Below are 21,716 nucleotides of genomic sequence, written 5' to 3'. Positions count from 1 at the left end.
CGACACCGAGGCCACCTCGACGCCCCGCTGGCACAGGAGGGTGCCCTCGGCGGCACCAGGTGACGGGCGCGGCCATCCCGCGGGAAGCCGGCGGCCCGCGGCGCGGCGGCGGCCCGCGCGGCAGGGGGATGCGCGGGAGGCGAGGTACGGGAAAGCGCACCGTCCTCGCCGCCGCCGTCCACGAGGCCACCAACGCCGACTGCCGCAAGGCGTACGACGGCGCGACGGCGGGCGGGCAGCCCGGTTGACCGGGGCGCGCGGAGTCGCGGCGACCGACCGGTCTGCCTCCGCGCGACCCCGCCGGGAACTGCCCGCGCCCCCGCTCGCCGGGTCAGACTCGGCCGGCGCCGCTTCGTGGTGCCCGGACTTCGGGAGGTCGTCTTGGCCGAGGTGTCACAAGCGTCCGGGGAGGGTGTGCCGCACGCGCGTACAGGAGACGCGCGCACGGGAGAAGAGGACTCCGCTCCCGCGTCCCTCATGCGTTACACGGACCTCAGCGGCAGCAAGGAGGCCGCCGGACGCACGATCCGGATGCGGGACATGGCGCGGCGGCTGCCCGTGCTCGTACGGCGTTCGCTCGCGCTCGCGTGGCGGGTCGACCGGCGCGCCACGGTCGGACTGCTCGGGTGCCAGGCTGGCGCCGGGGTGATGCAGGCGCTGGGCCTCGTGGCCATCAGCGGGACGCTCACCGCGCTGCTCACCGGCGGGGACGTGTACGAGCGGCTGCTCGACGCGTGGCCGTCCGTCGCGCTGCTCGCCGCGGCCGCGGGCGTACGCGCCCTGCTCGGCATCACGGTGGCGTGGCTCTCCTCGCGGCTCGGGCCGCTCATGTCGCGCGAGGCCGAGCAGATGCTCCTCGCGGCCTGCGCGGAGGTCGAACTCGCCGCGTACGACGACCCCGCCTTCAACCGCGACCGCGAGGCGGCCGACCGGGGCGCGGCCGTGACCGGGGAACTGATCGACGAGGGCCAGGACCTCATCGCCAGCGCCGCCTCCTTCGTCGCGGGCGCCGTCGTGCTCACCGGCGTGCACTGGGTGCTCCTTCCGCTCCTCGTCGTCGCGAGCCTGCCGCAGGCACTCGCGCAGGTGAGCGCCGCCCGCGTGCGCTACCTCGCCAACATGCGCAACAACGGCGACATGCGGCTGCTGTCGGTGCTGCGCTGGCACATCTACACGCGGTACGCGGCCGACCAGATCAGGGCCGGGACCATGTCCGGCTTTCTGAGCGGCCGTTACCGGCAGACCGTACTGCGGATCAACCGCGAGGACCGGGCCGCCGCCGACAAGGGCGCGCGCATGTCCCTCGTCGGGGCGGTGTGCGGCGGCGCGGGCTCCGCGCTCGTGTGGGGCGCGGTCGTGGTGCTCCTCGCGACCGGCCGGATCAGCGTCGGGCACGCGGGCACCGCGGTCTTCGCGCTCCAGACCTCCGGCCAGTCGGTACGCGGCCTCGTCGCGATCGGCGCGCGCGCCATGCGCACCGGGCTCTACATGGACGACTGGCGCGGCTTCCTGGACCTCGCGGGCGGCCACCGCATGCGGCGCGGCGAGCGGGCCCCGCGGGCACCGGAGGTCATCGAGGTACGGGGGGTGACGCACCGGTACGCGGGCAAGGACGCCGACGCCCTGACCGACGTGTCGCTGACGCTGCGGCGCGGCGAGGTCACGGCCCTCGTCGGCTACAACGGCTCGGGCAAGTCGACGCTCTCCAAGCTCGTGAGCGGCCTCTACCTGCCGAGCGCGGGCGAGGTCCTGTGGGACGGGGAGCCGACCGCGGGTGCCGATCCGCAGGCGCTGTGGCGGCGCGTCGCGCTCGTGCCGCAGGACTACGCGCAGTGGCCGCTGACCGCGCGCGAGAACGTCACGCTCGGGCAGCCCTCGCCGCGCGGGGACGCGGCCGTGCGCGAGGCGTGCGAGGCAGCGGGGGCCGACGAGGTCGTGGCCGGGCTCGGCGCGGGACTCGACACGCTGCTCGCCCGCGAGTGGCTCGGGGGAGAGGAGCTGAGCGGCGGCCAGTGGCAGCGGATCGCGCTCGCGCGGGCCTTCTTCCGCGAGGCGGGGCTCCTCGTGCTCGACGAACCCACGGCGAACCTCGACCCGCGCGCCGAGTACCGCGTCTTCCAGCGGCTGCGCGGGCTCGCGAAGCGGCGCGTGGTGCTCCTCGTGACGCACCGCATCACGAACGTGGCCGTCGCGGACCGGATCGTGGTGCTCGACGGGGGACGGATCGTGCAGGAGGGCACGTACGAGGAACTCTCGCGACGCCCGGGGCACTTCCGCGACCTGCTCGCCTACCAGGTGACGGCCCGTCCGCGGGACGCGGCGGCAGGGGACGACGCGAGGCAGGGGATTGCCGCACGTCACGTCGGGGGATACCCTGAGTGACCCTCGTACGAGGGTTCGACGCCCGGAAGGGCTCGGCAGACCGGGGGACTCGTCATGGCCACCATCGGCATACTGTTCGGCGTGATGGCGCTCCTCGCCGTCCTGCTCATCGTCAAGGTGCTGTGGCGCCCGTACTCCAGGACGGAGCAGGCCGAGGGGCTGCGCCTGGAGGAGAAGGCCCGCGACGAGGTGCGGAACAACCGCTCCCAGTACGGCTCCCACTTCGTGCACAACGCGATCGTCCCGCCCAGGGCCGACGGCAGGCGCTGAACGCCGCCTCCCTCTCCGGCCGGGGAGGGAGGTCCGCGCGGAGTGCCCGGACGGTGGCGGGGGTAGACGGCAGGGACGGTGCTCCACCGGCGCGTGAACCGAGCGGGCGGGAGGGACACCCGCCGTCCCCGTCCCCCTGTCACCCCCGGACCGTCCCATGTTCCGATACGCCGCTGACTGGTGGCCCGCGCTGCGCCGTACGCCGCTCACCCTGTGGAACGACGACGTCACCGACGACGCCGCCGCGCTCACCTACTACGCGATGCTCGCCCTCCTGCCCGCCCTGCTCGTCACCGTCGTCGCCTCCGCCCTCCTCGGCCCCGACACGGCCCGCACCCTGATCGCCTACCTGACGGACTACGCACCCGGGCAGGCGGGCCCCCAGCTGCACGACCTGCTCACCCGGATGCTCACCGAGAACGCCACCGCCTGGCCGCTCATCGCCACCGGCGTCTTCAGCGCCTTCTGGTCCGCGTGCAGCTACCTCGCGGTCTTCCGGCGCTCCCTGCACCGCATGCACCGTACGACCGACGCCCGCACCCCGGTGAAGCGCGCCCACCGGATCGTGCTCACCGCCCTCGCCCTGCTCGGCCTGCTCGTCCTCACCGCGCTGTTGCTCGTGCTGAGCAACCCCGTCGTGGACGCGATCGGCCGTGCGCTGCACCTGGACGCGGGGGTCGCGCTCGCCTGGAGGGTGCTGCGCTGGCCCGCCCTGCTCTGCCTCGTCTCCGGGCTGGCCTGGGTCGCCTTCAGCAACGGCCCGCGCATCGCCCGGCGCCGCCGCTACAGCCTGCCAGGGGGTGTCCTCGCCACCGTCCTGTGGCTCCTCGCCACCGTCGGCTTCACCCTCTACACGAGCCTCATCGGCACCTACAGCGCCCTGTACGGCTCGCTCGCCGGGATAGTCGTCTTCCTCATCTGGCTCTGGCTCTCCAACCTCGCCCTGCTGGCGGGCGCCCAGTTCGCCGCCGAACTGGGCAAGGCGGACCAGGCGGGGGACGGCGAGAAGGCGGAGGAGGGGGAGCGCCCCGCGCTTCCCGAAGTGACACGGCCTGCCTGAGCGGACGGCGGAGCCGGGCCCCGAACGGGAAATGAGCTTAGGCTAGCCTAAGGGAATGGCGAAGAACCCCCGGCTGATGCCGAAGAACCCGACCCTGTTCCGCGGCGAGGTGCTCCGCAGCGCGCGGCTCACCCCGTCCATGCAGCGCGTGACGGTGACGGGCCCCCAGTTCGCGGAGTTCCCCTACCTGGGACACGACCACTGGTTCCGCCTCTTCGTGCGTCTCGCCCACCAGCAGGGCTTCGAGCTGCCCGAACTCTCCGGCCAGCGCTGGTGGGAGCCGTACTTCGCGATTCCCGAGGAGGTCCGCCCGCACTGCGCCAACTACACCGTCGCGGGCTTCCGTCCCGAGACCGGTGAACTGGACATCGACTTCGTCGTGCACTGCGGCCCGAGCGGTGAGCCCGAGGGCGCGGCGGCGATCTGGGCCTGCGCGGTCCGGCCCGGCGACCCCGTCGCGCTCTACGACCAGGGCGCCATCTTCGACCGCCCCGAGGACGCCAGCGAGGTGCACCTCGTCGCCGACGAGAGCGGCCTGCCCGCCGTCGCGGGCATCCTGCGCTCGCTGCCCGCGCACACGACGGGCCGTGCTCTCGTCGAGGTCCCGCTCGACGCCGACCGCAGGGACCTCGACGCACCCGCGGGCATGGAGGTCGTCTGGGTGGTCCGCGACGACGCCCATGCCGTACCCGGCGAAGCCGTCCTCGCCGAGCTGCGCCGCCGCACGGCCTTCGCCCCGACCGGCTACGCCTACGTCGTCGGTGAGTCCCGCCTCGCCACCGAGGGCCGCCGCCACCTCGTCGCCGCCGGGCTCCCGAAGGACCGCATCACCTTCTCCGGCTACTGGAAGCACGAGCGCGCGAAGGTGGCGGAGGCGGCGGGCGTGGCGTGAGGCGGCGGGCCCGGCCGGGACTTCCCGTCCCGGCCGGGGAACCGGACCTCAGCCGGTGACGATCCTCGCCTCGGTCACCATGACCGCCACCGAGGCGGGGTCGATGAAGGCCCCCTCGTCCGGCCGGACCAGCTCCAGACAGTCCCCGGACGAGAAGAAGCGTCCGCTGACGTCCCCCTCAGGCCGCGCCCCGTTCCCACGCGGCCACGTACTCCCGCGCCGCCGCCTCGGGGTCGGCCGCCGCGCAGATCCCCGAGACGATCGCCGCGCCCGCCGCGCCCGCCCGGCGCAGCGCCGGGAGATCGGCGGGGACCACGCCGCCGATCGCGACCGCGGGGGGGAGACCCGGGGGCGCGAGCAGGCGCGCGAAGCCCTCGACACCGAGCGCGGGCGGCGCGTCCGCCTTCGTGGTCGTCGTGTGCAGCGCGCCGACACCGACATGGTCCACCCGCGCGCCGGCGGCGTCGGCCAGTTCCCCGGGAGTGGCCGCGCTCAGGCCGAGCAGCGCGTCCGCGCCGATCAGCTCCCGTACCGCCGCGACCGGCAGGTCCGACTGGCCCACGTGGACGCCGTGCACGCGCGCCCCGGCGGCGCGGGCCGCGAGGTAGACGTCGACGCGGTCGTTGACGAGCAGCGTCACGTGCGCCGGGAGGACAACGGCCACCGCGCGCACCTGCTCCAGGAACGCCCGCCCGCCCGCGTCCTTCTCGCGCACCTGCACCGCGGTGACCCCGCCCGCGACAGCGGCGGCGACCGTCTCCGCGACGGTCCGGCCGCGCGCGGCGCACTGCGCGGTGTCGGTCACCAGGTACACCGAGAGGTCCGGGCTCACGACAATGCCGCCCGTGCCACGAGATCCCCGTCCCCCACGGCGGCGAGCGCGTCCAGGAAGCGGACCGCGAAGGTCCCAGGGCCCGGGCGGTCCCCGGCCACCGCCAGCTCCGCCGCGACCGTGTACGTCGTCACCGCCGCCACCGTCGCGTCGAGCGCGTCCTCCGTCACCGCCGCGAAGGCCGCCATCACCGCGCCGAGCGCGCAACCGCCGCCCGTCACCTTCGTGAGCAACACGTCCCCGTTCGCGATCCGCACCGTCCGCGCCCCGTCCGTCACGAGGTCCACGGGTCCCGAGACCGCGACGACCGCGCCGCTCGTCCGGGCCAGCTCCCGCGCCGCCTCCGCCGCCTGCTCGACCTTCTCGGCCGCGTCCACGCCGCGCCCGCCCGCCCCGGCGCCCGCGAGCGCCAGGATCTCGGAGGCGTTGCCCCGTACGACGGTGGGGCCGAGCGCGAGCAGCTCGTGCGCGAGCGGCGTACGCACCGGGAGCGCGCCGATCGCGACCGGGTCGAGCACCCACGGCGTGCCCGCCTCGCGCGCCGCCGTCGCCGCCTCCGTCATCGCGGCGCGCTGCTCGGCGTGCGGCGTGCCGAGATTGACGAGGACTCCGCCCGCGACCCGCGCGAAGGCGTCCGCCTCCCCGGGGACGTCGACCATCGCGGGCGAGGCCCCGAGCGCGAGCAACGCGTTCGCGGTGAAGTTCGTGACGACGGTGTTGGTCAGGCACTGCACGAGCGGCTCGGCGCCGCGTACCCGCGCGAGCGCGGCGCGGCTTGTTTCCAGCGGGGACATGAGGGAGCTCCAGGGGGGGGTCAGACGGAGGCGCGGTCGCGCCGGGTGCGCAGCCGCAGCGGGGCGTAGACGAGCAGCGCCACCAGGAAGGCGACGTAGTACGCGAGGTCGGCGCCGTGCAGCGCGTCGGCGACCGGCCCCGCGTACAGCGAGGTGTTCATGAACGGCACGGCGGCGGCGAAACCGACGAGGAAGGCGAGGGGCGCCGGCCACCACGGCACGGGGCGCGCGCTCTCGGCGGCGAGGTCGAGTGCCGTACCCGTACGCGCCCTCTCCCGGGCCCGCGCGCGCCAGTCCACGACGACGACGGCGAAGAACCCCGGAATCCAGTAGCCCACGAAGAGCAGTACGTTCTGGAAGCGCGCGGTCGTGTCGGCGGCGTGCATCCACAGCACGAGCGGAAGCCCGAGCGCCGCGGCGCCGGCTGCCGCGAACGGGCGCGGGACGCGCACGCCGACCGTCTGGAGCGCGAGCGAGCCGCTGTAGTCGTTCATCGCGTTGCTGCACAGCGCCGCGAGCGCGACGGCGAGCAGCCCGAAGCCGCCGAGCCAGCCCCCGCCGAGCAGCTTCTGCACGCCGCCCGCCGTCTGGTCGGTGAAGACCGAGGCGCCCCACAGGCCGAGCGTCTGCACCACGACGAAGGACAGGCTCACACCGAGCAGCGTGTACCAGAACATCCGCGTGCGCGAGGTCTTCGCGGGCAGATAGCGGCTGAAGTCGCTCGCGTACGGGGCCCAGGAGAGCGACAGGCTCAGCGCGACCGTGCTGGTCAGCATGATCGCGCCGAAGCGGTCCATGCCGTGGACGCTGCCGCTGGTCGTCGGGCTCACGCCGTCGAGCATCTTCACCGCCAGGACCACGAAGGCCACCGCGAGGACGAAGGACATGAGTTTCTGGAGCCGGTGGATCGCCTCGTAACCGAGCGCCCCCACGAGGCCCTGCCCGGCCATCATGACGAGCACCCCCAGCCAGAACGGCCAGCCGAAAAGCCGCGCGAGCGCGTCCCCGCCGAAGAGGCCGATGAGCGCGTCCCACGCGACCGAGGAGAGCCACTGGAGGATGCCCGGCAGGACGACCGCGGGCCCGAAGGCGAGCCGCGAGAGCGGCAGCTGACCGGCCCCGGTCCTGCTGCCCCACGTACCGAGGTACGCGACGGGGACCGCCCCGAGCAGCGTGCCCGCGACGACCGCGACGAGCGCGGTCGCGAAGTCGAGGCCGAGGACGATGCCGAGGGTCCCCGTGAAGACCCCCGTCATGGTGAGGTTCGGCGCGAACCACACCGTGAAGAGCCTGCCAGGACCGCCGTAGCGCCGGTCCTCGGGCACGGGCGCGATGCCGTGCGCCTCGACGCGCAGGTCGCCGGGCGCCTCGGGCATCCGGCCGCCGAAGACGCGAGCGGCCGGACGCGCCTGCTGAAGGGCCGCGCCCTCCGGGGCGCGACCGGGGGCATGCGGCAATGACATGGAAGACATCCCTCCGCCAGTACGAGCTGGTTCAGGTTCGACGGGTGTGATCTCAGCCCCTGGTGGGCACCCCGTGTCCGGTGATGCGGCCAGCGTAACGCCTGGTCGCGCCGCGCGGCGAAGGACCTTCGCGCCCCCGGATCGCGGAAGCACGGACTCCGTGCGCCGGGGCGCCCCGTATGCGCTCTCCTGAGTCCTTCCCGCCGGCGGCAAAGTGGATGGGCCCGGCCCCGGGGCCCGCCGTTCGGGCCCCCCGCGTCCCACTCCACTCCCAAGGAGCTGCCGCATGCCCGCCAGCCCAACGCAGAGCGGGGGCGCGGGCTTACCCCCGGCCCCCAGCGCGCCCCCCACTCTCGGCGTCGAGGAGGAGTTCCTGCTGGTCGACGCCGAGACCCTGCTCCCGGTCGACGCCGCGGAACGGGTACTCGACGTGCACCACCGGCTCCACCCAGGCGGAGCGGTGACGGTCCCGCAACGCGAACTGCTCAGCAGCATGATCGAGACCACGAGCCCGGTGTGCGCGGGCCTGCCCGAGCTGCGCGCCGAGGTCTCCGCCGCGCGCGAACGCCTCGTCGAGGCGGCCGGGAAGGCCGGCTGCCGCGTCCTCGCCCACGGCACGGCCGCCCGCCAGGCCCCGCCCCGTACCCCCACCGCGGCCCCGCACTACCGCGACGTCGCCGGGCTCTACCAGCTCCTCGCCCAGGGCACCGAGACCTGCGGCTGCCACATCCACGTCGGCGTCCCCGACCGCGAGGCCGCGGTGCACGCCCTCGACCACGTCCGCCCCTGGCTGCCGGTGCTCCTCGCCCTCTCGGCGAACTCCCCGTACGAACACGGCGTGGACACCGGGTTCGCGAGCTGGCGCACGATGGTCCTCTCGCGCTGGCCCACGACGCAGATCCCGCCGTACTTCGCGGACGCGGCCGACTACGACGCCACCCACCGCAGGCTCTTCGCGACCGGCGTCCTCCCCGAGCGGGCCCGCAACGCCTACTGGCTCGCGCGCCCCTCCGCGCACGTCCCGACGCTGGAGGTACGCGTCGCCGACGTCATGCCGACCGTGCGCGAGGTCGCCGCGCAGGCCGGGCTCACGCGCGCGCTCGTGGTGACGGCGCTGCGCGAGCGGGCGGCGGGCCGCGTTCCCGCGCCCGTCCCGGCGCACGACGTCGCGGCCGCGCTGTGGACGGCGGCGCGGTACGGGCTCGGCGGCTCGCTCGTCCACCCGCAGAGCGGTACGGCCGTACCGGCGGGCGAGGCGGTCGCCGCGCTGCTCGCCCACGTGGGCGAGGCGCTCTCGGACCTCGGGGACGAGGCGGAGGTCACCGCGGTGGTCCGGGACCTCCTCCGCCAGGGCGAGCCGGCCCGCCGGCAGCGCGCGGCGGCTCAGGGCTCGGGGGACGCGGGGGAGTGGGGAGCGGTGGGCTGACGGAGGCCCGGCACGGTTCCGGACTCCACTAGTGCGAGAGGCAGTTGATACGGGACCGCGCCCCGGCCACCTGAGGTGGCCGGGGCGCCGCGTCCGGCGGGGGGTCCAGTTCCGCCGAGATCTTGCGAGGGGGTTTACGGGAAGGTCAGCGACCAGCCGTTGATGGTCCCCTTGTCGCCCGAGTAGACGTCCTGCACCTTGAGCTTCCAGGTGCCGTTCGCGGCGACCGAGGAGGCGTTGACGGTGTAGGTGGCCTTGACGTTGTCGGCCGAGTCGGAGGAGCTGGAGTTCTTGAGGCGGTAGCTCGTGCCGTTCGGGGCGACGAGGTCGACCACGAGGTCACCGCGGTAGGTGTGCGTGATGTCCACCGAGACCGACAGGTTCGAGGGCGCGTTGCCGCTGCGGCCCGTCACGGCGATCGAGGAGGTGACCGCCGAACCGGCGTCCGGTATCGCGACCTTGGTGTTGGAGGTGAACACCGTCCCGCCGGGGTTGCCGGGGTCCGTGCCGCCACCGGAGCGGGCGCCGACGTTGATCGCCGCCCAGGCGTCCTGCACCGCCTTGTACTCGGCCGAGGTCGCCCCGTAGAGCGAGGAGGCCGCCGCGAGGGTGCCGGTACGGGCACTCGCGTAGTTGGTGGTGGAGGTGAACTGCGTGGTGAGCGCCTTGTACCAGATCTGGAGCGCCTTGTCCCGGCCGATGCCGGTGACCGGAAGGCCGTCGTACGTCGGCGAGTTGTAGCTCACGCCGTTGACGGTCTTGGCGCCGCTGCCCTCCGAGAGGAGGTAGAAGAAGTGGTTCGCGGGGCCCGAGGAGTAGTGCACGTCCTTGTTGCCGAGCGTGGACGACCAGTTGTCGGCCGAGGCGCCGTCCTTGCTGGGCTTGTCCATGTAGCGCAGCGGCGTGCCGTCGCCGTTGATGTCGATCTTCTCGCCGATGAGGTAGTCACCGGGGTCGGTCGCGGTGTTGGAGTAGAACTCCACCCCCGTGCCGAAGATGTCGCTCGTCGCCTCGTTCAGGCCACCGGACTCGCCGCTGTAGTTGAGGCCCGCGGTCTCCGAGGTGACCCCGTGGCTCATCTCGTGGCCCGCGACGTCGAGGGCGGTGAGCGGCGCGGCGTTGCCGGCCCCGTCCCCGTACGTCATGCAGAAGCAGCTGTCGTCCCAGAACGCGTTGACGTACTGGTTGCCGTAGTGGACCCGGGAGTAGGCGGCCACGCCGTCACCGCGGATGCCGCTGCGTCCGAAGGTGTCCTTGTAGAAGTCCCAGGTCTCCTGCGCGCCGTAGGCCGCGTCGGCCGCCGCCGTCTCCGCCGTGGTGCCCTTCCCGTCGCCCCACACGTCGTCGGGACCGGAGACGAGCGTGCCGGTGCCCGAGGTCTTGCCCGCGAGCGTGTACGTCTTGTGCCCGCCGCGCGTCGAGTCCGTCAGGTTGTACGTGGAGCCCGACTTGGTGGTGTTGATCGTCACGGTGCCGCTGTACTGCGTGTTCGCGGTGCCGTTCTCGATGCCCTGGTACTCGTACAGCTTCGCGCCCGTCGCCGCGTCCGTCACGACGTGGAGCTCGCTCGGCGTGCCATCCTCCTGGAGCCCGCCGATCACGGTCTCGTAGGCGAGTACGGGCTTGCCCTCGGCGAGCCACACCACCTTGCGCGGCGCCTGGTCGGTCGCCGGCTTCGCGGCCCCCTGCGCCTTCGCCGCGCCGAGCGCCTGCTTCTGCGCGGTCGCCGCGGGAACCTTCGCGGTGGTCTTCACGCCGCTGAGCTTCGCCTGCGAGGCCCGCACGACCTTGCCGGTCTCACCGGCCGGGTTCGTGGTGACGACCAAGTCGCCACCGAGGACGGGCAGTCCGCCGTACGTGCGCTCGTAGCGCGTGTGCAGCGTGCCGTCCTGGTCCTTGATCACATCCCGGACGACCAGCTTCTCCTGGGCGCCGAGGCTCAGTTCGTCGGCGGTCGCGGCGCTCTTCTTCTGTGCCTTGGCGATGAGTTCGGCGCGCTGTGCGGGGGACAGCTTCGCCGGCAGGGCTCCCGGCCTGGCCGCCGAGGCGGCTTTCCCGGTGGGGGAGGGCGCGGCCGTGGCCACGCCCGTCTGCATCGCGGCGGTCAGCAGCGCGGAGACCGCGAGCAGTGCGCCGCCGGTGGCCGCGGCGCGACGGGAGGAGGTTCGTCTCAAGGAAGGGCTCCTTCAACGGGCCGCACGCAGGCGGCCGGTGGGGTGACGAAGGGCCCGCGGTGGGCGGTGGTGAAGGAGCGTGCCCGACCGCTGGCCGAGGGAGACTGTGGCAGCCCCGGCCCGCGATTGTCAGGTGCGCATCACGAGGTTGGCGGATTCCGTTCGGCTCCCGGACGCGCGGGGTCGCTATGCGGACCCGTTCCCTGGAAAGAATTGGAAAAGAAGGCGCTTGCCTTCCGGCCGGGAAAGCCCCACTTCGTCCCCCGTCGACATGTGCCCGCAATGTCGCCGCCCGCTGAATCGTCCGGACCGCCCTTTTCCCTCCCCTTCCTCCCGGGACCCACCCCGTGTGACGCGCATAGATCACCAGGTTTGAGCCCCGGATGGCCGGAAACCGCGGCGAAGGAGCATTCTGCCGGGGGCGAGAGGGCGCACTCCGGCCCGCGCGCCGCCGGACCCGCGTACGCCCGCGCCGTCGCCCCCCGTCCACTCACCTACTGAGACGGCGCGGAGCGCGCGAAGGCGGCGCGGCGCGGACCGGGCTCAGGCCCTGGTCCGCGCCGCGCCGCCGTTTCCCCCGGTACTCCCGCGCGGTCCCGCTCAGTCGTCGTAGTGCGTCGGCGGGTACGGGTCGCGCTCCTTGCGGGCCTCCAGCTGGTCCGGGCGCGCCTCGCCCCTGCGCACCTCGCGGTCGATCTCCGTCTTCTCGTCCTGGTACTGACGGCTCTCCGTCACCCGCTCGGGCGGGTTGGTGTCCGTCGCCGGCGGCACCTCGGCGGGGTCGTACGGGTCGAGCCCGGCCCGCACCCGCTCCTCCTCCGTACGCGCGGCGAGCCGTTCGTCGTCGGGCCTGCGGGGCATCCCGCGACGGGGGCTGTTCTCCTCGGACTGGGAGCGGTGGTGCTTCGACATGCGGCCTCCTGGGTGGTGCGGGGCCCCGGCGTACGGGGCGCGCGACTGCGGTGCCCGCGCTGTCCAGCGTCTCATCGCGGTCATATCTGTCAAACGGTACGAAGCGGGGCGAGGCGGTGTCGCGCGCCCCCGCGCCCGCCGGGATGCGCCCCCGGCCCGCCCGGAGCAGCCTGGAGACGGAGAGGAGAACGCGCATGCGCAGCTACCAAGGTCCCGCCCTGCTGCTCGGAGAGGGCACGGGGGTGAGTGCGGCCGGTATCGACGTGGTCGTGGCGCTCACGGTCCTGGAACCCTCCGACGGCCCCGAGGGTCACGGCGAACCCTGGACCGCGACCCTGGAAGCGGCAGCCGGCTCCCGCGCCCTCGCGGACCTCGCCGGCCTGGCCCTCCTCCTGCGCCTCCCGACCGGGGCCGAGGGGGAGATCCTCCTGGAGTGGGTCAGCGAGGACACGCGGGAATCGGGCCGGGCGACAGGGAACGGGGCGGCGCCGCTGTGACGTTCTCCAGCGGCACCGCCGCCGCGCCCTGGAGCGGCTGTGCCCGGCGCGCGGAGACGCTGTCCGCGCCGGGCCGCCGCCTGCGCGTCGCGAGGTTTTGCAGATACTGCATTTTTGCCTAATATGCAGGACGTGACGAACGACCACGCGCCCGTCGGCGGGCTCCGGCAGCGGAAGAAGCGCGCGACCCGCGCCGCCCTCGCCGAGGCCGCCATCCGGCTCGCCGCGGAGCACGGGGCCGAGAACGTCACGGTAGAGGCGATCAGCGAGGCCGCGGGCGTCTCGCCTCGTACCTTCTTCAACTACTTCGCCAGCCATGACGACGCGTTCGTCCTCATCGACGAAGGCGTCTCGGAGCGCATTCGCGAGGCGGTCCGCGCGGCAGACGCCGAGGTGTCGCCGCTGGAGGCGGTCCGGTCCGCGTTCGTCGGCGAACTGACGGGCTTCGAGGAGCGGCAGGAACTGCTGAACCTCCAATTCGAGGTCTTCCAGCGCTCCCCGCACCTCATCGTGCGCGGCCTCAACGCCTACTCCAGCGACGAACGGGAACTCGCCCGCGCCGTCGCCACCTGGCTGGAGCGGACCTCGGGCGCCGCCGCGCCCGCCCCCGTACCCACCCCGCAGAGCACCCCCCGGGACGCGGCGGACCGGGGGAGGCCGGGGGAGTGGGCGGGCGCCGACATCCCCCTCTTCGCCCGGCTCCTCGCCGCCGTGGCCCACACGGCGGTACGCGTCACCTTCGAGCACTGGTGCGCGCGCCCCGCGGACACCGACCTCGCGGAGACCTTCGCCGAGGTCTTCACCCACCTCGCCGCCGGACTGCGGCGGCCCACCGACTGACGGGCGGACAGCCCCCACCGGGAAGCGGCGCCGGTCCGCCGCCCCCGGGTGTCCTCGTCCCGTCTCCCCGCCACCACCGCTCGACCCCCGACCGTCCCGGGAGCACGGCGACACCGTCCGTTCCCTCCGGGGCCCGGACGCGGCACCGCCGCACGGGCTCCGCCCTGCTCCCCCCCCGCACCACCGTCTCCCTTTCAAGAAGGACAACGTGAGCACAGCCGAGGCGACCGCGCCGTCGCCGACCTCCATGACCAACCGTCAGATACTCCAGGCGATGTCGGGCCTGATGGCGGGTATGTTCGTCGCCATCCTCGCGGGCACCGTCGTCGCCAACGCACTGCCCCGCATCATCGCCGACCTCGGCGCGAGCCAGTCCTCGTACACCTGGGTCGTCACCTCCGAACTCCTCGCGATGACCGCGACGGTGCCGCTGTGGGGCAAGCTGGCCGACCTCTTCAACCAGAAGCTGCTCCTCCAGCTCTCGCTCGGCCTCTTCGTCCTCGGCTCGCTCGTCGCGGGCTTCTCGCAGGACGTCGTGACGCTGATCATCAGCCGCGTCCTCCAGGGCATCGGCGGCGGTGGCCTCACCGCCCTCGCCCAGGTCGTCATGGCCGCGATCATCCCGCCGCGCCGCCTCGGCAAGTACGCGGGCATCTTCGGCGCCGTCTTCGCGGTCGGCACCGTCGCGGGCCCGCTCGTGGGCGGCGTCCTCGTGGACACCTCCTGGCTCGGCTGGCGCTGGTGCTTCTTCATCGGTGTGCCCTTCGCGCTCGCCGGGATCGTCCTGCTCCAGCGCACCCTGAAGCTGCCCACGATCCGCCGCGAGGTCCGCATCGACTGGCTCGGTGCCTTCCTCATCGTCGCGGGCGTCTGCGACCTGCTGATCTGGACCTCGCTCGCGGGCGACAAGTTCGACTGGGCCTCGACCGAGACCGGGCTCCTGGTCGGCCTCGGCGTCGTCCTGCTCGGGCTCGCCGTCTGGGTCGAGACGCGCGCCAAGGAGCCGATCATCCCGCTCGGCATCTTCCGCAACCGCACCGTCACGCTCACGACGGTGGCGAGCTTCCTCGTCGGTATCGCGATGTTCGCGGGGACCGTCTTCCTCTCGCAGTACTTCCAGGTCTCGCTCGGCAAATCGCCCACCGTCGCCGGGCTCATGAGCCTGCCGATGATCTTCGGCCTGCTCGTCTCGTCGACCGTGGCCGGGCAGATCATCTCCGCCACGGGCAAGTGGAAGATCTACCTCGTCGCGGGCGCGATCGTCATGACCGCCGGCCTCGGGATGCTCTCGACCATCGGCTCCGACACCCACTTCGGGCTGCTCAGCGTCTACATGGGCGTCATGGGCCTCGGCGTCGGCATGCTGATGCAGAACCTCGTGCTCGCCGCGCAGAACGACGTGGACGCGCACGAACTCGGCGCCGCCACCTCGGTGCTCTCCTTCTTCCGCTCCCTCGGCGGCACGATCGGCACGAGCGTCCTCGGAGCGGTCCTCGCCAACCGCGTCGGCACCGAGCTGACCAAGGGCTTCAAGGACGCGGGCATCCCCGCGGGCGAGGGCGGCGGCGGCTCCGTACCCGATATGACGAAGCTCCCGCCGCAGGTCAAGGAGATCGTCGAGCACGCGTACGGCGTCGCCACCGGTGACCTCTTCCTCGTCGCGACGCCCTTCGCCTTCCTCGCGATCATCGCGGTCGTCTTCATCAAGGAGAAGCCGCTCAAGACCACGAGCGGCATGGAGCGCCTCGCCGCCGAGGGCGGCCCGGCGGCCCCCGAGGTCAAGGGCCCCGACTCCGCGGGCTCCGGCGAGATCCCGGCCCCGCGTGACGCCGTCGCGCTCGGCAAGGAGACCTCCGGCAGCGGTACGGGCCCGGGCGCGCCCCGCGACTGAGCCGCACCGCAGGCGTGTGCCGCCCCACCCCGTCCGTGCGGGGTGGGGCGGTCGCGCGGGTGCGGCGTACTAGCCTCGGCGGCATGGAGTACGACGAGCAACAGCGCGACATCATCCTCCGCATCATCAGCCTCCTCACCGCGTCGGCCGAGTGGATGCGGGCCGAGGAGGGCACGGAGGACGAGGAAGACGACCTCAGCAGGCTCGGGCTCGTCGGCGACCTCGTCAAGGAGGTGCTGCCGGCCGTCGAGATCCCCGAGGGTACGGCCGTCTCCGACCTCGGGGCGGTGATCGGGGACCAGATGAGCCACGCGCTGACGCGGCTGGCGGCGGGCTTCGTCTTCGCCTGGTCGGAGCTGGCGGAAGTGCACGACGAGGGCCGGGGGGACATCAGCTCGGCGGACGTCCTGAGGGAACTGGCTCTGGAGGTGGAGGCCCGCCGAGGCTGACAGCCCAGCTTCAGGGCGCACATCAGCCCCTCCGGCGGTGGACACGCACCAGCCCCTCCGGCGTTCGAGGAGGGGGGCGCGGAGGTGGAGCCCCCGAACGGGCCGCCCCCGCGGAGACGTCAGCCCGCCCCGGAGGGGCTCAGCCTCCTGGCCGCCACCGGCGACCCCATCCCGCCCTCCGCCAGATCCTCCGCCAGCAACCGCTTCGTGATCGCGTCCAGGGCCGCCCGCACCTCCGCGTCGTCCGGCCGTTTCAGCGTCGCGCCGGTCGGGGAGCCTTCGCGTACCGGCTCCTCCATGCCCTCCAACTGGTCGCGGAGCCACTCCGACCAGGCCCCCGTGATGAGGGCGCTCTCGCGTTCGCCCGCCGGGGTGTGCGAGAGGACGGAGCCGTGGCGCGTCACGTACCCCTCCTCCACCATGCGGTCGAAGACCGGGACGAGGACCTCGGGCGGCAGCCGGTGGCGGGAGGCGATGACGCCGATGCTCGCGACGCCCACGAGCCGCGTGAACAGGTAGATCTGCATGACCGCCCACGCCCCCGCGATGTCGAGCCGCGTGTCCGACGCGGCCACGAGCCGCCGCCCGGTGTCCTTGGGGGTCTTCAGCATGATCCGTGCGACCGCGAGTTCCAGCACCTCCCGCGAAGCGCGTACCGCCGGGGCCTGGAAACCCTCGCCGAGATCGGTCGAACCGCTGCGCGCCGGGTCGTTGAGCTTCACCTGCTTCAGGAACAGCGCCACCAGGAAACCGAAGACCGCGACCGGCACTGTCCACAGGAACACCGTCTGGAGCGACTCCGCGTACGCGTGCACGACCGGCCCGCGCGCCCCCGCCGGCAGCCTGTGGACGCCTTCCGGGCTTCCCGCCGCGCGCCCCACCGCGACAGGGTCCAGCCCCGCCGCGCGCGCCCCCTCGCCCACCCCCGTACGCAGTCTCGGCGTGAGCGCGTTGGCGTAGATGGTCCCGAAGACGGCCGTGCCGAAGGAACTGCCGAGGGTGCGGAAGAAGGTGACGCCGGAGGTCGCCGCGCCGAGGTCCGAGTAGACCACGGTGTTCTGCACCGCGATCGTCAGGACCTGCATCGAGAGCCCGATGCCGACCCCGAGCACGAACATGTACAGGGACTCGCGCCACGCCCCCGAGTGGTTGTCCATGCGGGACAGGAGGAAGAGCCCGAGCCCCATCACGAGCGTCCCGACGATCGGGAAGATCCGGTAATGACCGGTCTTGCTCACCACGTTGCCGCTGAAGATCGAGGCGATCAACAGGCCGATCACCATGGGCAGGGTGCGGACGCCGGAGATCGTCGCGGAGTCCCCGTCCACGTACTGGAGGTACGTGGGCAGGAAGGTGAGCGCGCCGAGCATCGCGAAGCCCACCACGAAGCTCAGGATCGCGCACACGGCGAAGACCGGATTGCGGAAGAGCCGCATGGGCAGCATCGGCTGCCGGGCCCGCGTCTCGACGAAGCAGAAGAGCCCGAGACCGGCGATCCCGGCCACGAAGAGCCCGATGATGACCCCCGAACCCCACGCGTACTGATTGCCGCCCCAACTCGTCGCCAGGATCAGCGCGCTCGCCCCGACCGCGACGAGCGCGATGCCGAGGTAGTCGATCGCCGGCTTGACGCCCGAGCGCACCGAGGGGATCGTGCGCGCGGCGGCGATCACCACGACGATCGCGATCGGCACGTTGATGTAGAAGGCCCAGCGCCAGGTCAGATGGTCCGTGAAGACCCCGCCGAGCAGCGGCCCCACGACCGTCGAGACCCCGAACACGGCCCCGATCGCGCCCTGGTACTTGCCGCGCTCGCGCAACGGGATGACGTCGGCGATGAGCGCCATCGCCGTCACCATGAGCCCGCCCGCGCCGATGCCCTGGAGCGCGCGCCACATGATGAGCAGGAGCATGTCCGAGGCGAGGCCGCACAGGAACGAGCCCGTGATGAACACGATCGCCGAGATCTGGAAGACGACCTTGCGCCCGAAGAGGTCACCGAACTTGCCCACGAGCACGGTCGAGACCGTCTCGGCGAGCAGGTACGAGGTGACCACCCAGGACATGTGCTCGCCGCCGCCGAGGTCGGCCACGATCGTCGGCAGCGCGGTGCCCACGATCGTCTGGTCCAGTGCGGCGAGCAGGATGCCGAGCGTGATCGTCGCGAAGACGATGTTGCGGCGGCGTTTGTCGAGCACCGGCGGCTGCGGAGTGGTGGGGGCCTTCTCGGGAGCGGTCGTCACCCTGCCAGGCTCACACCGCGCCGCACACGCCGCACGAGGTGGACACCCGGAAGGGGCGGCGGGCGCGGGAAGCCGGGAGCGCGGCGGGGCGAAAGGGGGCTGGGGCGTGCGCCGCGGGATCAGCTCCCCGGCAGGACCACCGGCGCGCGCTCGGCGCCCGCGTCGCGGTGACGGCGCAGCAGATACGTGTCCATGATCCAGCCCTTGCGCGCCCGCGCCTCCTCGCGCAGCCGCACCAGCGGCGCCGACACCTCGCGGAGCGGCCCGGAGACGAGCAGCTCGTCCGGGGTGCCGAGGTAGGCGCCCCAGTAGATGTCCAGGTCCTCGCGCTCGGCGTACGCGGCGAAGCGCGTGTGCGCGTCGAGCATGACGATGACGTCGTCGGCCTCCTCGGGAAAGCCTTCGGCGAGCCGTCGCCCGGTGGTGATCTGCACGGCGCCGCCGATCCGGTTCAAGGCGGTACGGTGCCGCGCCGCGAGCGTGGCGGGAGCGGTGACACCGGGCACGACGGTGGTCGCGAAGTCGATCCCGGCCGCCCGCACCTCGGCGAGCATCCCGAGCGTCGAGTCGTACAGCGCGGGATCGCCCCAGACGAGCAGCGCCCCGACCCCGTCCTCGCCGAGTTCGGAGCGGAAGAGACGGCCGAAGAGCGCGGCCCGCGCGGCCCGCCACTCGTCCACGGCCCGCGCGTACCGCTCCCGCCCGGCCCCCCGGTCCCTGTCCCGCTCCGGATCGGGCACGCTCACCACGCGGTACGCGCCGGGGTCCGGCAGATGCGCGTCGAGCATCCCGTACCGCAGCGCCGTGAGGTCGGACTTCTCCTCGCCCTTGTCGAGCACGAAGAACACCTCGGTGTCCCGCATGGCCTCGACCGCCTCCAGCGTGAGCTGCCGCGGGTCACCCGCTCCGATCCCGATGACGTGAATGGTTCGCACGGGAGGAGTCTGCCGCATGGGGAAGCGGGGGCCTCGTGCCGGGGTACGGGCCCGCCCGCTCAGCCGCGCAGCCGGGGTGCCTCCGCCACCGGGTCCACGCCGTCCCCGTCCCGTACGGCCGCGTCCAGGCGCCCCGCGAGCGCCTCGGCCCAGCCGACGAGCCCGGGCAGATCGAGCCCGTACCCGCCCCGGCACCCTTCCAGCCCGGCCGCGCCGCGCAGCAGCAGCCGGGCCCCGCCCCGCCCGTTCCTGCGCGCCGCGTGCGTCAGCCCCACGGCGAGCTGAGCCAGCGCCCGCCACAGCGCCCGCTCACCGTCGGGCCCGCTCTTCCAGGCGTCCTCGAAGACCTCGTGCGCGTGAAACGGCCGCCCGGCATCGAGCAGCGCCTGCGCCTCCCGCACGGTCTCCGCCCCCGCCCGCACCACCCCCTCGGGCTGCCTCGCCACCCCGCCGGGGTCCCCGTACCGAAGCGGCCGCCCCAGCCCGTCCCGGGGCCGCGCACTCCGCGCCCGCCCCTCCGCGTCCCGGTCCCGCTCACCCAAGACCCCCACACTCCCTCCGTGTCACACGCCCCCCGGACGTGCGGTAATGTACTTCTCGCACGGCGCGGGGAACACCTCGACCGGGCATTCGGGACGTGGCGCAGCTTGGTAGCGCACTTGACTGGGGGTCAAGGGGTCGCAGGTTCAAATCCTGTCGTCCCGACTTTACGAAGTCGCAGCTCAGGGCCGGTATCGGAGGTATTCGATACCGGCCCTGAGTCGTTCTTGGGGACCAGCTGGGGACCAGGGCTCGCTTGACCGGTGTTTCAGCGGGTCATGGCGATGGGGTGGGGGAGGGGATGCGGGGCGCGGATGGCGGTGAGGTGGGCGGAGAGCGCGGCCCCGGCGGCGGTGATCTTGTGGACGTCGGGGTGCAGGTAGCGCTGGGTGGTGTTGAGGGAGCCGTGGCCGGCGATGCGGCGCAGGATGTGGACCGGGGTGCCGGCGTCGGCGAACCAGGTGAGTCCGGTGTGGCGGAGGTCGTGGCGGCGCAGGTGTTCGTAGCCGAGCTTGGTGACGACCTCGTCCTAGTGGGTGGCGTCGCGCAGCACGGCGGTGGAGATGCGGCCTCCTCGGGGGCCGGTGAAGAGGCGGGCGTCGGGGTCGGGGCCGGCGGCGAGGATGCGTTGGGCGACGAGGGGGCGGATCTCCTCGACGATGGGTACGAAGCGGGCGCGTTTGCCCTTGGTGCCTTTGTCGGTGAGGCCGCCAGGTGCGGGGGTGGTTTGTCGCCGGACGGTCCAGATCCATTGCGTGGTGTCGATGTCGCTGATGCGGCAGCCGGCGACCTCGCCGATGCGGGCGGCGGTGCAGGCGGCGAAGAGGACGACCTCGCCCCAGCCCTGGTAGTGGCCGTGGGAGGCGGCCACGAGGGCGTCGGCGAGCGCGACGAGTGTCTCCCAGTCGGGCAGGGCCAGTGCGCGGGGGTCGAGGAGTTCGTCCTCGGCCTGCTTGTAGAGCTTCTGCCAGCCGGTCACCCGGGCGGGGTTGACCTTGATGACGTTGTCGCGGACGGCCTGTTCCATGACGCGGACCAGGACGGCGATGGTGTTCTTCATGGTCGAGCGGCTGTGCCCGTCGGCGATCCAGCCCTGCACGGCGCGGTCGACGACGCCGTTCGTGATGGTCCGTACGGCGAGGTGCCCCAGGGTGGGGGTCACGCGGGTGCGCCAGCCGGCGAGGTAGGGGTCGCGGGTCTTCAACTCAAGGCCGCGCAGCGCGAGATCCATGTTGGTCGCGCCGTAGTCGGCGAGTTTCATGGTGGCGACCGTCGGGCTCAGTCCTGCTTCAGCGGCCTCGGCTATCGCCTGAAGCCATTCTTTCGCCTCGTCCTCGGAGTCTTTGCCCTCGGAGAGGGAAAGGCGCCGTTTGGTGACCGGGTCGTGCCAGCGGACGCGTGCACGGTAGGGGGCGGGGCGGTCAGGGCGATGCTCGATGTCGGTGGATATCCGGACGCCAGCGGGAAGGCTGGTCCTATCGGCCACTGATCCCCTTCGCGGGGACGGTGCGCCGCTTTCGCAGCCAGGCCACCACGTCCAGGGCGCTGTAGAGGGTGACGCGCTCGGAGATCGTGACGAAGGGCGGGCCCTAGGAGGCGTTGCGGTGCGCCAGCGACGCAGGGTCGACGCGTTCACCCGCAGCCAGGAGGCGAGGTCGCTGGTTGAGTACCAGGGATGCGCCAAGAGCGCTGCGGGTCCTGTGGGCGCGGCCTCGGGCTGGTGAGGAGAGGTCTCAGGAACGATCTCATGCTGGTGTTCCTGTCCCGCTCCGGTGTGTGGTGATATTGGTTCAACGGGCAAGTGGGGCGATTCTCCTGGGGCGCGGAGCACGCGAGAGTGACGGAGCCTAATCCAGCCTTTGAGAGCCCTAACCGCGGGAAGCCCGCACTGTGTCGTGGATCGTGTGCCGGTGAGCTTTCCGGTGGGTCGGGCCCCGTGATCGTGCTCGGGAGCGGACATGGGAGAACAAGCGTCCACGGAAAGGCCGGTTGGGCTAACCGGCGCTATTCCCTTACTCTGCGGGCCGGCAGAGGGAGACGACGCCCTTCCTGCGGCTTGACGAGAGGATGTCTCCGTTGCCGGGTCCGTGCTTGGGGCGAAGTCGCCGCTGGCGTG

General features: G+C 72.9%; 19 protein-coding genes, 1 tRNA gene and 1 riboswitch. Of the genes, 10 read left to right on the top strand and 10 right to left on the bottom strand.

All coding sequences use genetic code 11. From position 1 onward, the window contains the following. Positions 1-477 precede the first annotated feature (477 nt). The 4 genes from ACIP4O_RS23115 to ACIP4O_RS23100 all read left to right on the top strand — a co-directional run bounded on the left by ACIP4O_RS23115 (position 478) and on the right by ACIP4O_RS23100 (position 4,604). Positions 478-2,382, top strand: coding sequence for an ABC transporter ATP-binding protein (locus ACIP4O_RS23115; RefSeq protein ID WP_401577087.1), 1,905 nt, complete (start codon positions 478-480; stop codon positions 2,380-2,382). Between the two features lie 54 nt (positions 2,383-2,436). Then, entirely contained in the window at positions 2,437-2,652 is a 216-nt protein-coding gene (locus tag ACIP4O_RS23110; RefSeq protein WP_361334624.1) for a hypothetical protein, read from the top strand. Positions 2,653-2,809: 157 nt separating this feature from the next. Further along, positions 2,810-3,712 carry a YihY/virulence factor BrkB family protein gene (locus tag ACIP4O_RS23105; protein ID WP_361334621.1) on the top strand — a complete coding sequence of 301 codons (903 nt, stop codon included), beginning with the start codon at positions 2,810-2,812 and terminating at the stop codon, positions 3,710-3,712. A 55-nt stretch (positions 3,713-3,767) separates the two neighbouring features. Further along, entirely contained in the window at positions 3,768-4,604 is an 837-nt protein-coding gene (locus ACIP4O_RS23100) for a siderophore-interacting protein (RefSeq protein WP_401577085.1), read from the top strand. A 178-nt stretch (positions 4,605-4,782) separates the two neighbouring features. Here the strand turns inward: ACIP4O_RS23100 and thiE are convergent, their stop codons facing one another. From thiE to ACIP4O_RS23085, 3 genes are all read right to left on the bottom strand, one after another. Continuing rightward, positions 4,783-5,436 carry a thiamine phosphate synthase gene (thiE, locus tag ACIP4O_RS23095; protein ID WP_401577083.1) on the bottom strand — a complete coding sequence of 218 codons (654 nt, stop codon included), beginning with the start codon at positions 5,434-5,436 and terminating at the stop codon, positions 4,783-4,785. Continuing rightward, a complete protein-coding gene (thiM, locus tag ACIP4O_RS23090) occupies positions 5,433-6,230 on the bottom strand; it encodes a hydroxyethylthiazole kinase (RefSeq protein WP_401577081.1) in 798 nt (265 codons plus the stop codon). The genes thiE and thiM overlap by 4 nt, the downstream gene beginning before the upstream one ends. 20 nt (positions 6,231-6,250) lie before the next feature. After that, positions 6,251-7,693, bottom strand: a complete 1,443-nt coding sequence (locus ACIP4O_RS23085) for a purine-cytosine permease family protein (protein WP_401577079.1) — start codon at positions 7,691-7,693, stop codon at positions 6,251-6,253. Further along, positions 7,685-7,777, bottom strand: a riboswitch (TPP riboswitch). (Overlaps the previous gene by 9 nt.) 202 nt (positions 7,778-7,979) lie before the next feature. Between ACIP4O_RS23085 and ACIP4O_RS23080 the strand changes: the two genes are divergently transcribed. Next, positions 7,980-9,119 (top strand): glutamate--cysteine ligase, encoded by a 1,140-nt coding sequence (locus ACIP4O_RS23080; protein WP_401577077.1) that lies wholly within the window; start codon positions 7,980-7,982, stop codon positions 9,117-9,119. 134 nt (positions 9,120-9,253) lie between these two features. Here ACIP4O_RS23080 and ACIP4O_RS23075 read toward each other — a convergent pair whose 3' ends face one another. Together ACIP4O_RS23075 and ACIP4O_RS23070 are read right to left on the bottom strand one after the other, a co-directional pair. Beyond that, positions 9,254-11,293, bottom strand: coding sequence for a M4 family metallopeptidase (locus ACIP4O_RS23075; protein WP_401577076.1), 2,040 nt, complete (start codon positions 11,291-11,293; stop codon positions 9,254-9,256). 600 nt (positions 11,294-11,893) lie between these two features. Beyond that, a complete protein-coding gene (locus tag ACIP4O_RS23070) occupies positions 11,894-12,205 on the bottom strand; it encodes a DEAD/DEAH box helicase (RefSeq protein WP_401577074.1) in 312 nt (103 codons plus the stop codon). A gap of 194 nt (positions 12,206-12,399) precedes the next feature. Between ACIP4O_RS23070 and ACIP4O_RS23065 the strand changes: the two genes are divergently transcribed. The 4 genes from ACIP4O_RS23065 to ACIP4O_RS23050 all read left to right on the top strand — a co-directional run bounded on the left by ACIP4O_RS23065 (position 12,400) and on the right by ACIP4O_RS23050 (position 15,882). Further along, positions 12,400-12,702 (top strand): hypothetical protein, encoded by a 303-nt coding sequence (locus ACIP4O_RS23065; protein ID WP_401577072.1) that lies wholly within the window; start codon positions 12,400-12,402, stop codon positions 12,700-12,702. Between the two features lie 123 nt (positions 12,703-12,825). Next, a complete protein-coding gene (locus ACIP4O_RS23060; protein ID WP_361334657.1) occupies positions 12,826-13,542 on the top strand; it encodes a TetR/AcrR family transcriptional regulator in 717 nt (238 codons plus the stop codon). A gap of 247 nt (positions 13,543-13,789) precedes the next feature. Next, positions 13,790-15,433: an MDR family MFS transporter gene (locus tag ACIP4O_RS23055; RefSeq protein ID WP_401577300.1), complete on the top strand. Its 1,644-nt coding sequence runs from the start codon at positions 13,790-13,792 to the stop codon at positions 15,431-15,433. Between the two features lie 83 nt (positions 15,434-15,516). Beyond that, the gene (locus tag ACIP4O_RS23050; protein WP_401577071.1) at positions 15,517-15,882 is read left to right on the top strand and encodes a hypothetical protein; all 366 of its coding nucleotides are present in this window, start codon (positions 15,517-15,519) and stop codon (positions 15,880-15,882) included. Positions 15,883-16,001: 119 nt separating this feature from the next. Here ACIP4O_RS23050 and ACIP4O_RS23045 read toward each other — a convergent pair whose 3' ends face one another. The 3 genes from ACIP4O_RS23045 to ACIP4O_RS23035 all read right to left on the bottom strand — a co-directional run bounded on the left by ACIP4O_RS23045 (position 16,002) and on the right by ACIP4O_RS23035 (position 19,611). After that, on the bottom strand, positions 16,002-18,125 hold the full coding sequence (locus ACIP4O_RS23045; RefSeq protein ID WP_401577069.1) for an MDR family MFS transporter: 2,124 nt from the start codon (positions 18,123-18,125) through the stop codon (positions 16,002-16,004). A 119-nt stretch (positions 18,126-18,244) separates the two neighbouring features. After that, a complete protein-coding gene (cobF, locus tag ACIP4O_RS23040) occupies positions 18,245-19,060 on the bottom strand; it encodes a precorrin-6A synthase (deacetylating) (protein WP_401577067.1) in 816 nt (271 codons plus the stop codon). A 59-nt stretch (positions 19,061-19,119) separates the two neighbouring features. After that, positions 19,120-19,611 carry a DUF309 domain-containing protein gene (locus ACIP4O_RS23035; protein WP_401577065.1) on the bottom strand — a complete coding sequence of 164 codons (492 nt, stop codon included), beginning with the start codon at positions 19,609-19,611 and terminating at the stop codon, positions 19,120-19,122. Between the two features lie 80 nt (positions 19,612-19,691). Here ACIP4O_RS23035 and ACIP4O_RS23030 point away from each other — a divergent pair. Further along, a tRNA-Pro gene (locus ACIP4O_RS23030) sits at positions 19,692-19,765 on the top strand. Between the two features lie 103 nt (positions 19,766-19,868). Here ACIP4O_RS23030 and ACIP4O_RS23025 read toward each other — a convergent pair. After that, a complete protein-coding gene (locus ACIP4O_RS23025) occupies positions 19,869-20,096 on the bottom strand; it encodes a tyrosine-type recombinase/integrase (RefSeq protein WP_401577298.1) in 228 nt (75 codons plus the stop codon). A gap of 33 nt (positions 20,097-20,129) precedes the next feature. Then, positions 20,130-20,861, bottom strand: coding sequence for a tyrosine-type recombinase/integrase (locus ACIP4O_RS23020; protein WP_401577063.1), 732 nt, complete (start codon positions 20,859-20,861; stop codon positions 20,130-20,132). Positions 20,862-21,716: the final 855 nt, after the last annotated feature.

The sequence above is a fragment of the Streptomyces sp. NPDC088923 genome, from assembly GCF_044749745.1.
Classification (GTDB): domain Bacteria; phylum Actinomycetota; class Actinomycetes; order Streptomycetales; family Streptomycetaceae; genus Streptomyces.
This window is presented reverse-complemented; position numbering and strand designations above follow the sequence as displayed.

Excerpts from the sequence above, each read along its gene's own strand:
- thiM (WP_401577081.1), bottom strand. The coding sequence starts at position 6,230 with ATGTCCCCGCTGGAAACAAGCCGCGCCGCGCTCGCGCGGGTACGCGGC.
- ACIP4O_RS23050 (WP_401577071.1), top strand. The coding sequence starts at position 15,517 with ATGGAGTACGACGAGCAACAGCGCGACATCATCCTCCGCATCATCAGC.
- ACIP4O_RS23070 (WP_401577074.1), bottom strand. The coding sequence starts at position 12,205 with ATGTCGAAGCACCACCGCTCCCAGTCCGAGGAGAACAGCCCCCGTCGC.
- ACIP4O_RS23055 (WP_401577300.1), top strand. The coding sequence starts at position 13,790 with ATGACCAACCGTCAGATACTCCAGGCGATGTCGGGCCTGATGGCGGGT.
- ACIP4O_RS23115 (WP_401577087.1), top strand. The coding sequence starts at position 478 with ATGCGTTACACGGACCTCAGCGGCAGCAAGGAGGCCGCCGGACGCACG.
- ACIP4O_RS23100 (WP_401577085.1), top strand. The coding sequence starts at position 3,768 with ATGGCGAAGAACCCCCGGCTGATGCCGAAGAACCCGACCCTGTTCCGC.
- ACIP4O_RS23020 (WP_401577063.1), bottom strand. The coding sequence starts at position 20,861 with ATGAAACTCGCCGACTACGGCGCGACCAACATGGATCTCGCGCTGCGC.
- ACIP4O_RS23060 (WP_361334657.1), top strand. The coding sequence starts at position 12,826 with ATGCAGGACGTGACGAACGACCACGCGCCCGTCGGCGGGCTCCGGCAG.
- ACIP4O_RS23110 (WP_361334624.1), top strand. The coding sequence starts at position 2,437 with ATGGCCACCATCGGCATACTGTTCGGCGTGATGGCGCTCCTCGCCGTC.
- ACIP4O_RS23105 (WP_361334621.1), top strand. The coding sequence starts at position 2,810 with ATGTTCCGATACGCCGCTGACTGGTGGCCCGCGCTGCGCCGTACGCCG.
- ACIP4O_RS23080 (WP_401577077.1), top strand. The coding sequence starts at position 7,980 with ATGCCCGCCAGCCCAACGCAGAGCGGGGGCGCGGGCTTACCCCCGGCC.
- ACIP4O_RS23065 (WP_401577072.1), top strand. The coding sequence starts at position 12,400 with ATGCGCAGCTACCAAGGTCCCGCCCTGCTGCTCGGAGAGGGCACGGGG.
- ACIP4O_RS23085 (WP_401577079.1), bottom strand. The coding sequence starts at position 7,693 with ATGTCATTGCCGCATGCCCCCGGTCGCGCCCCGGAGGGCGCGGCCCTT.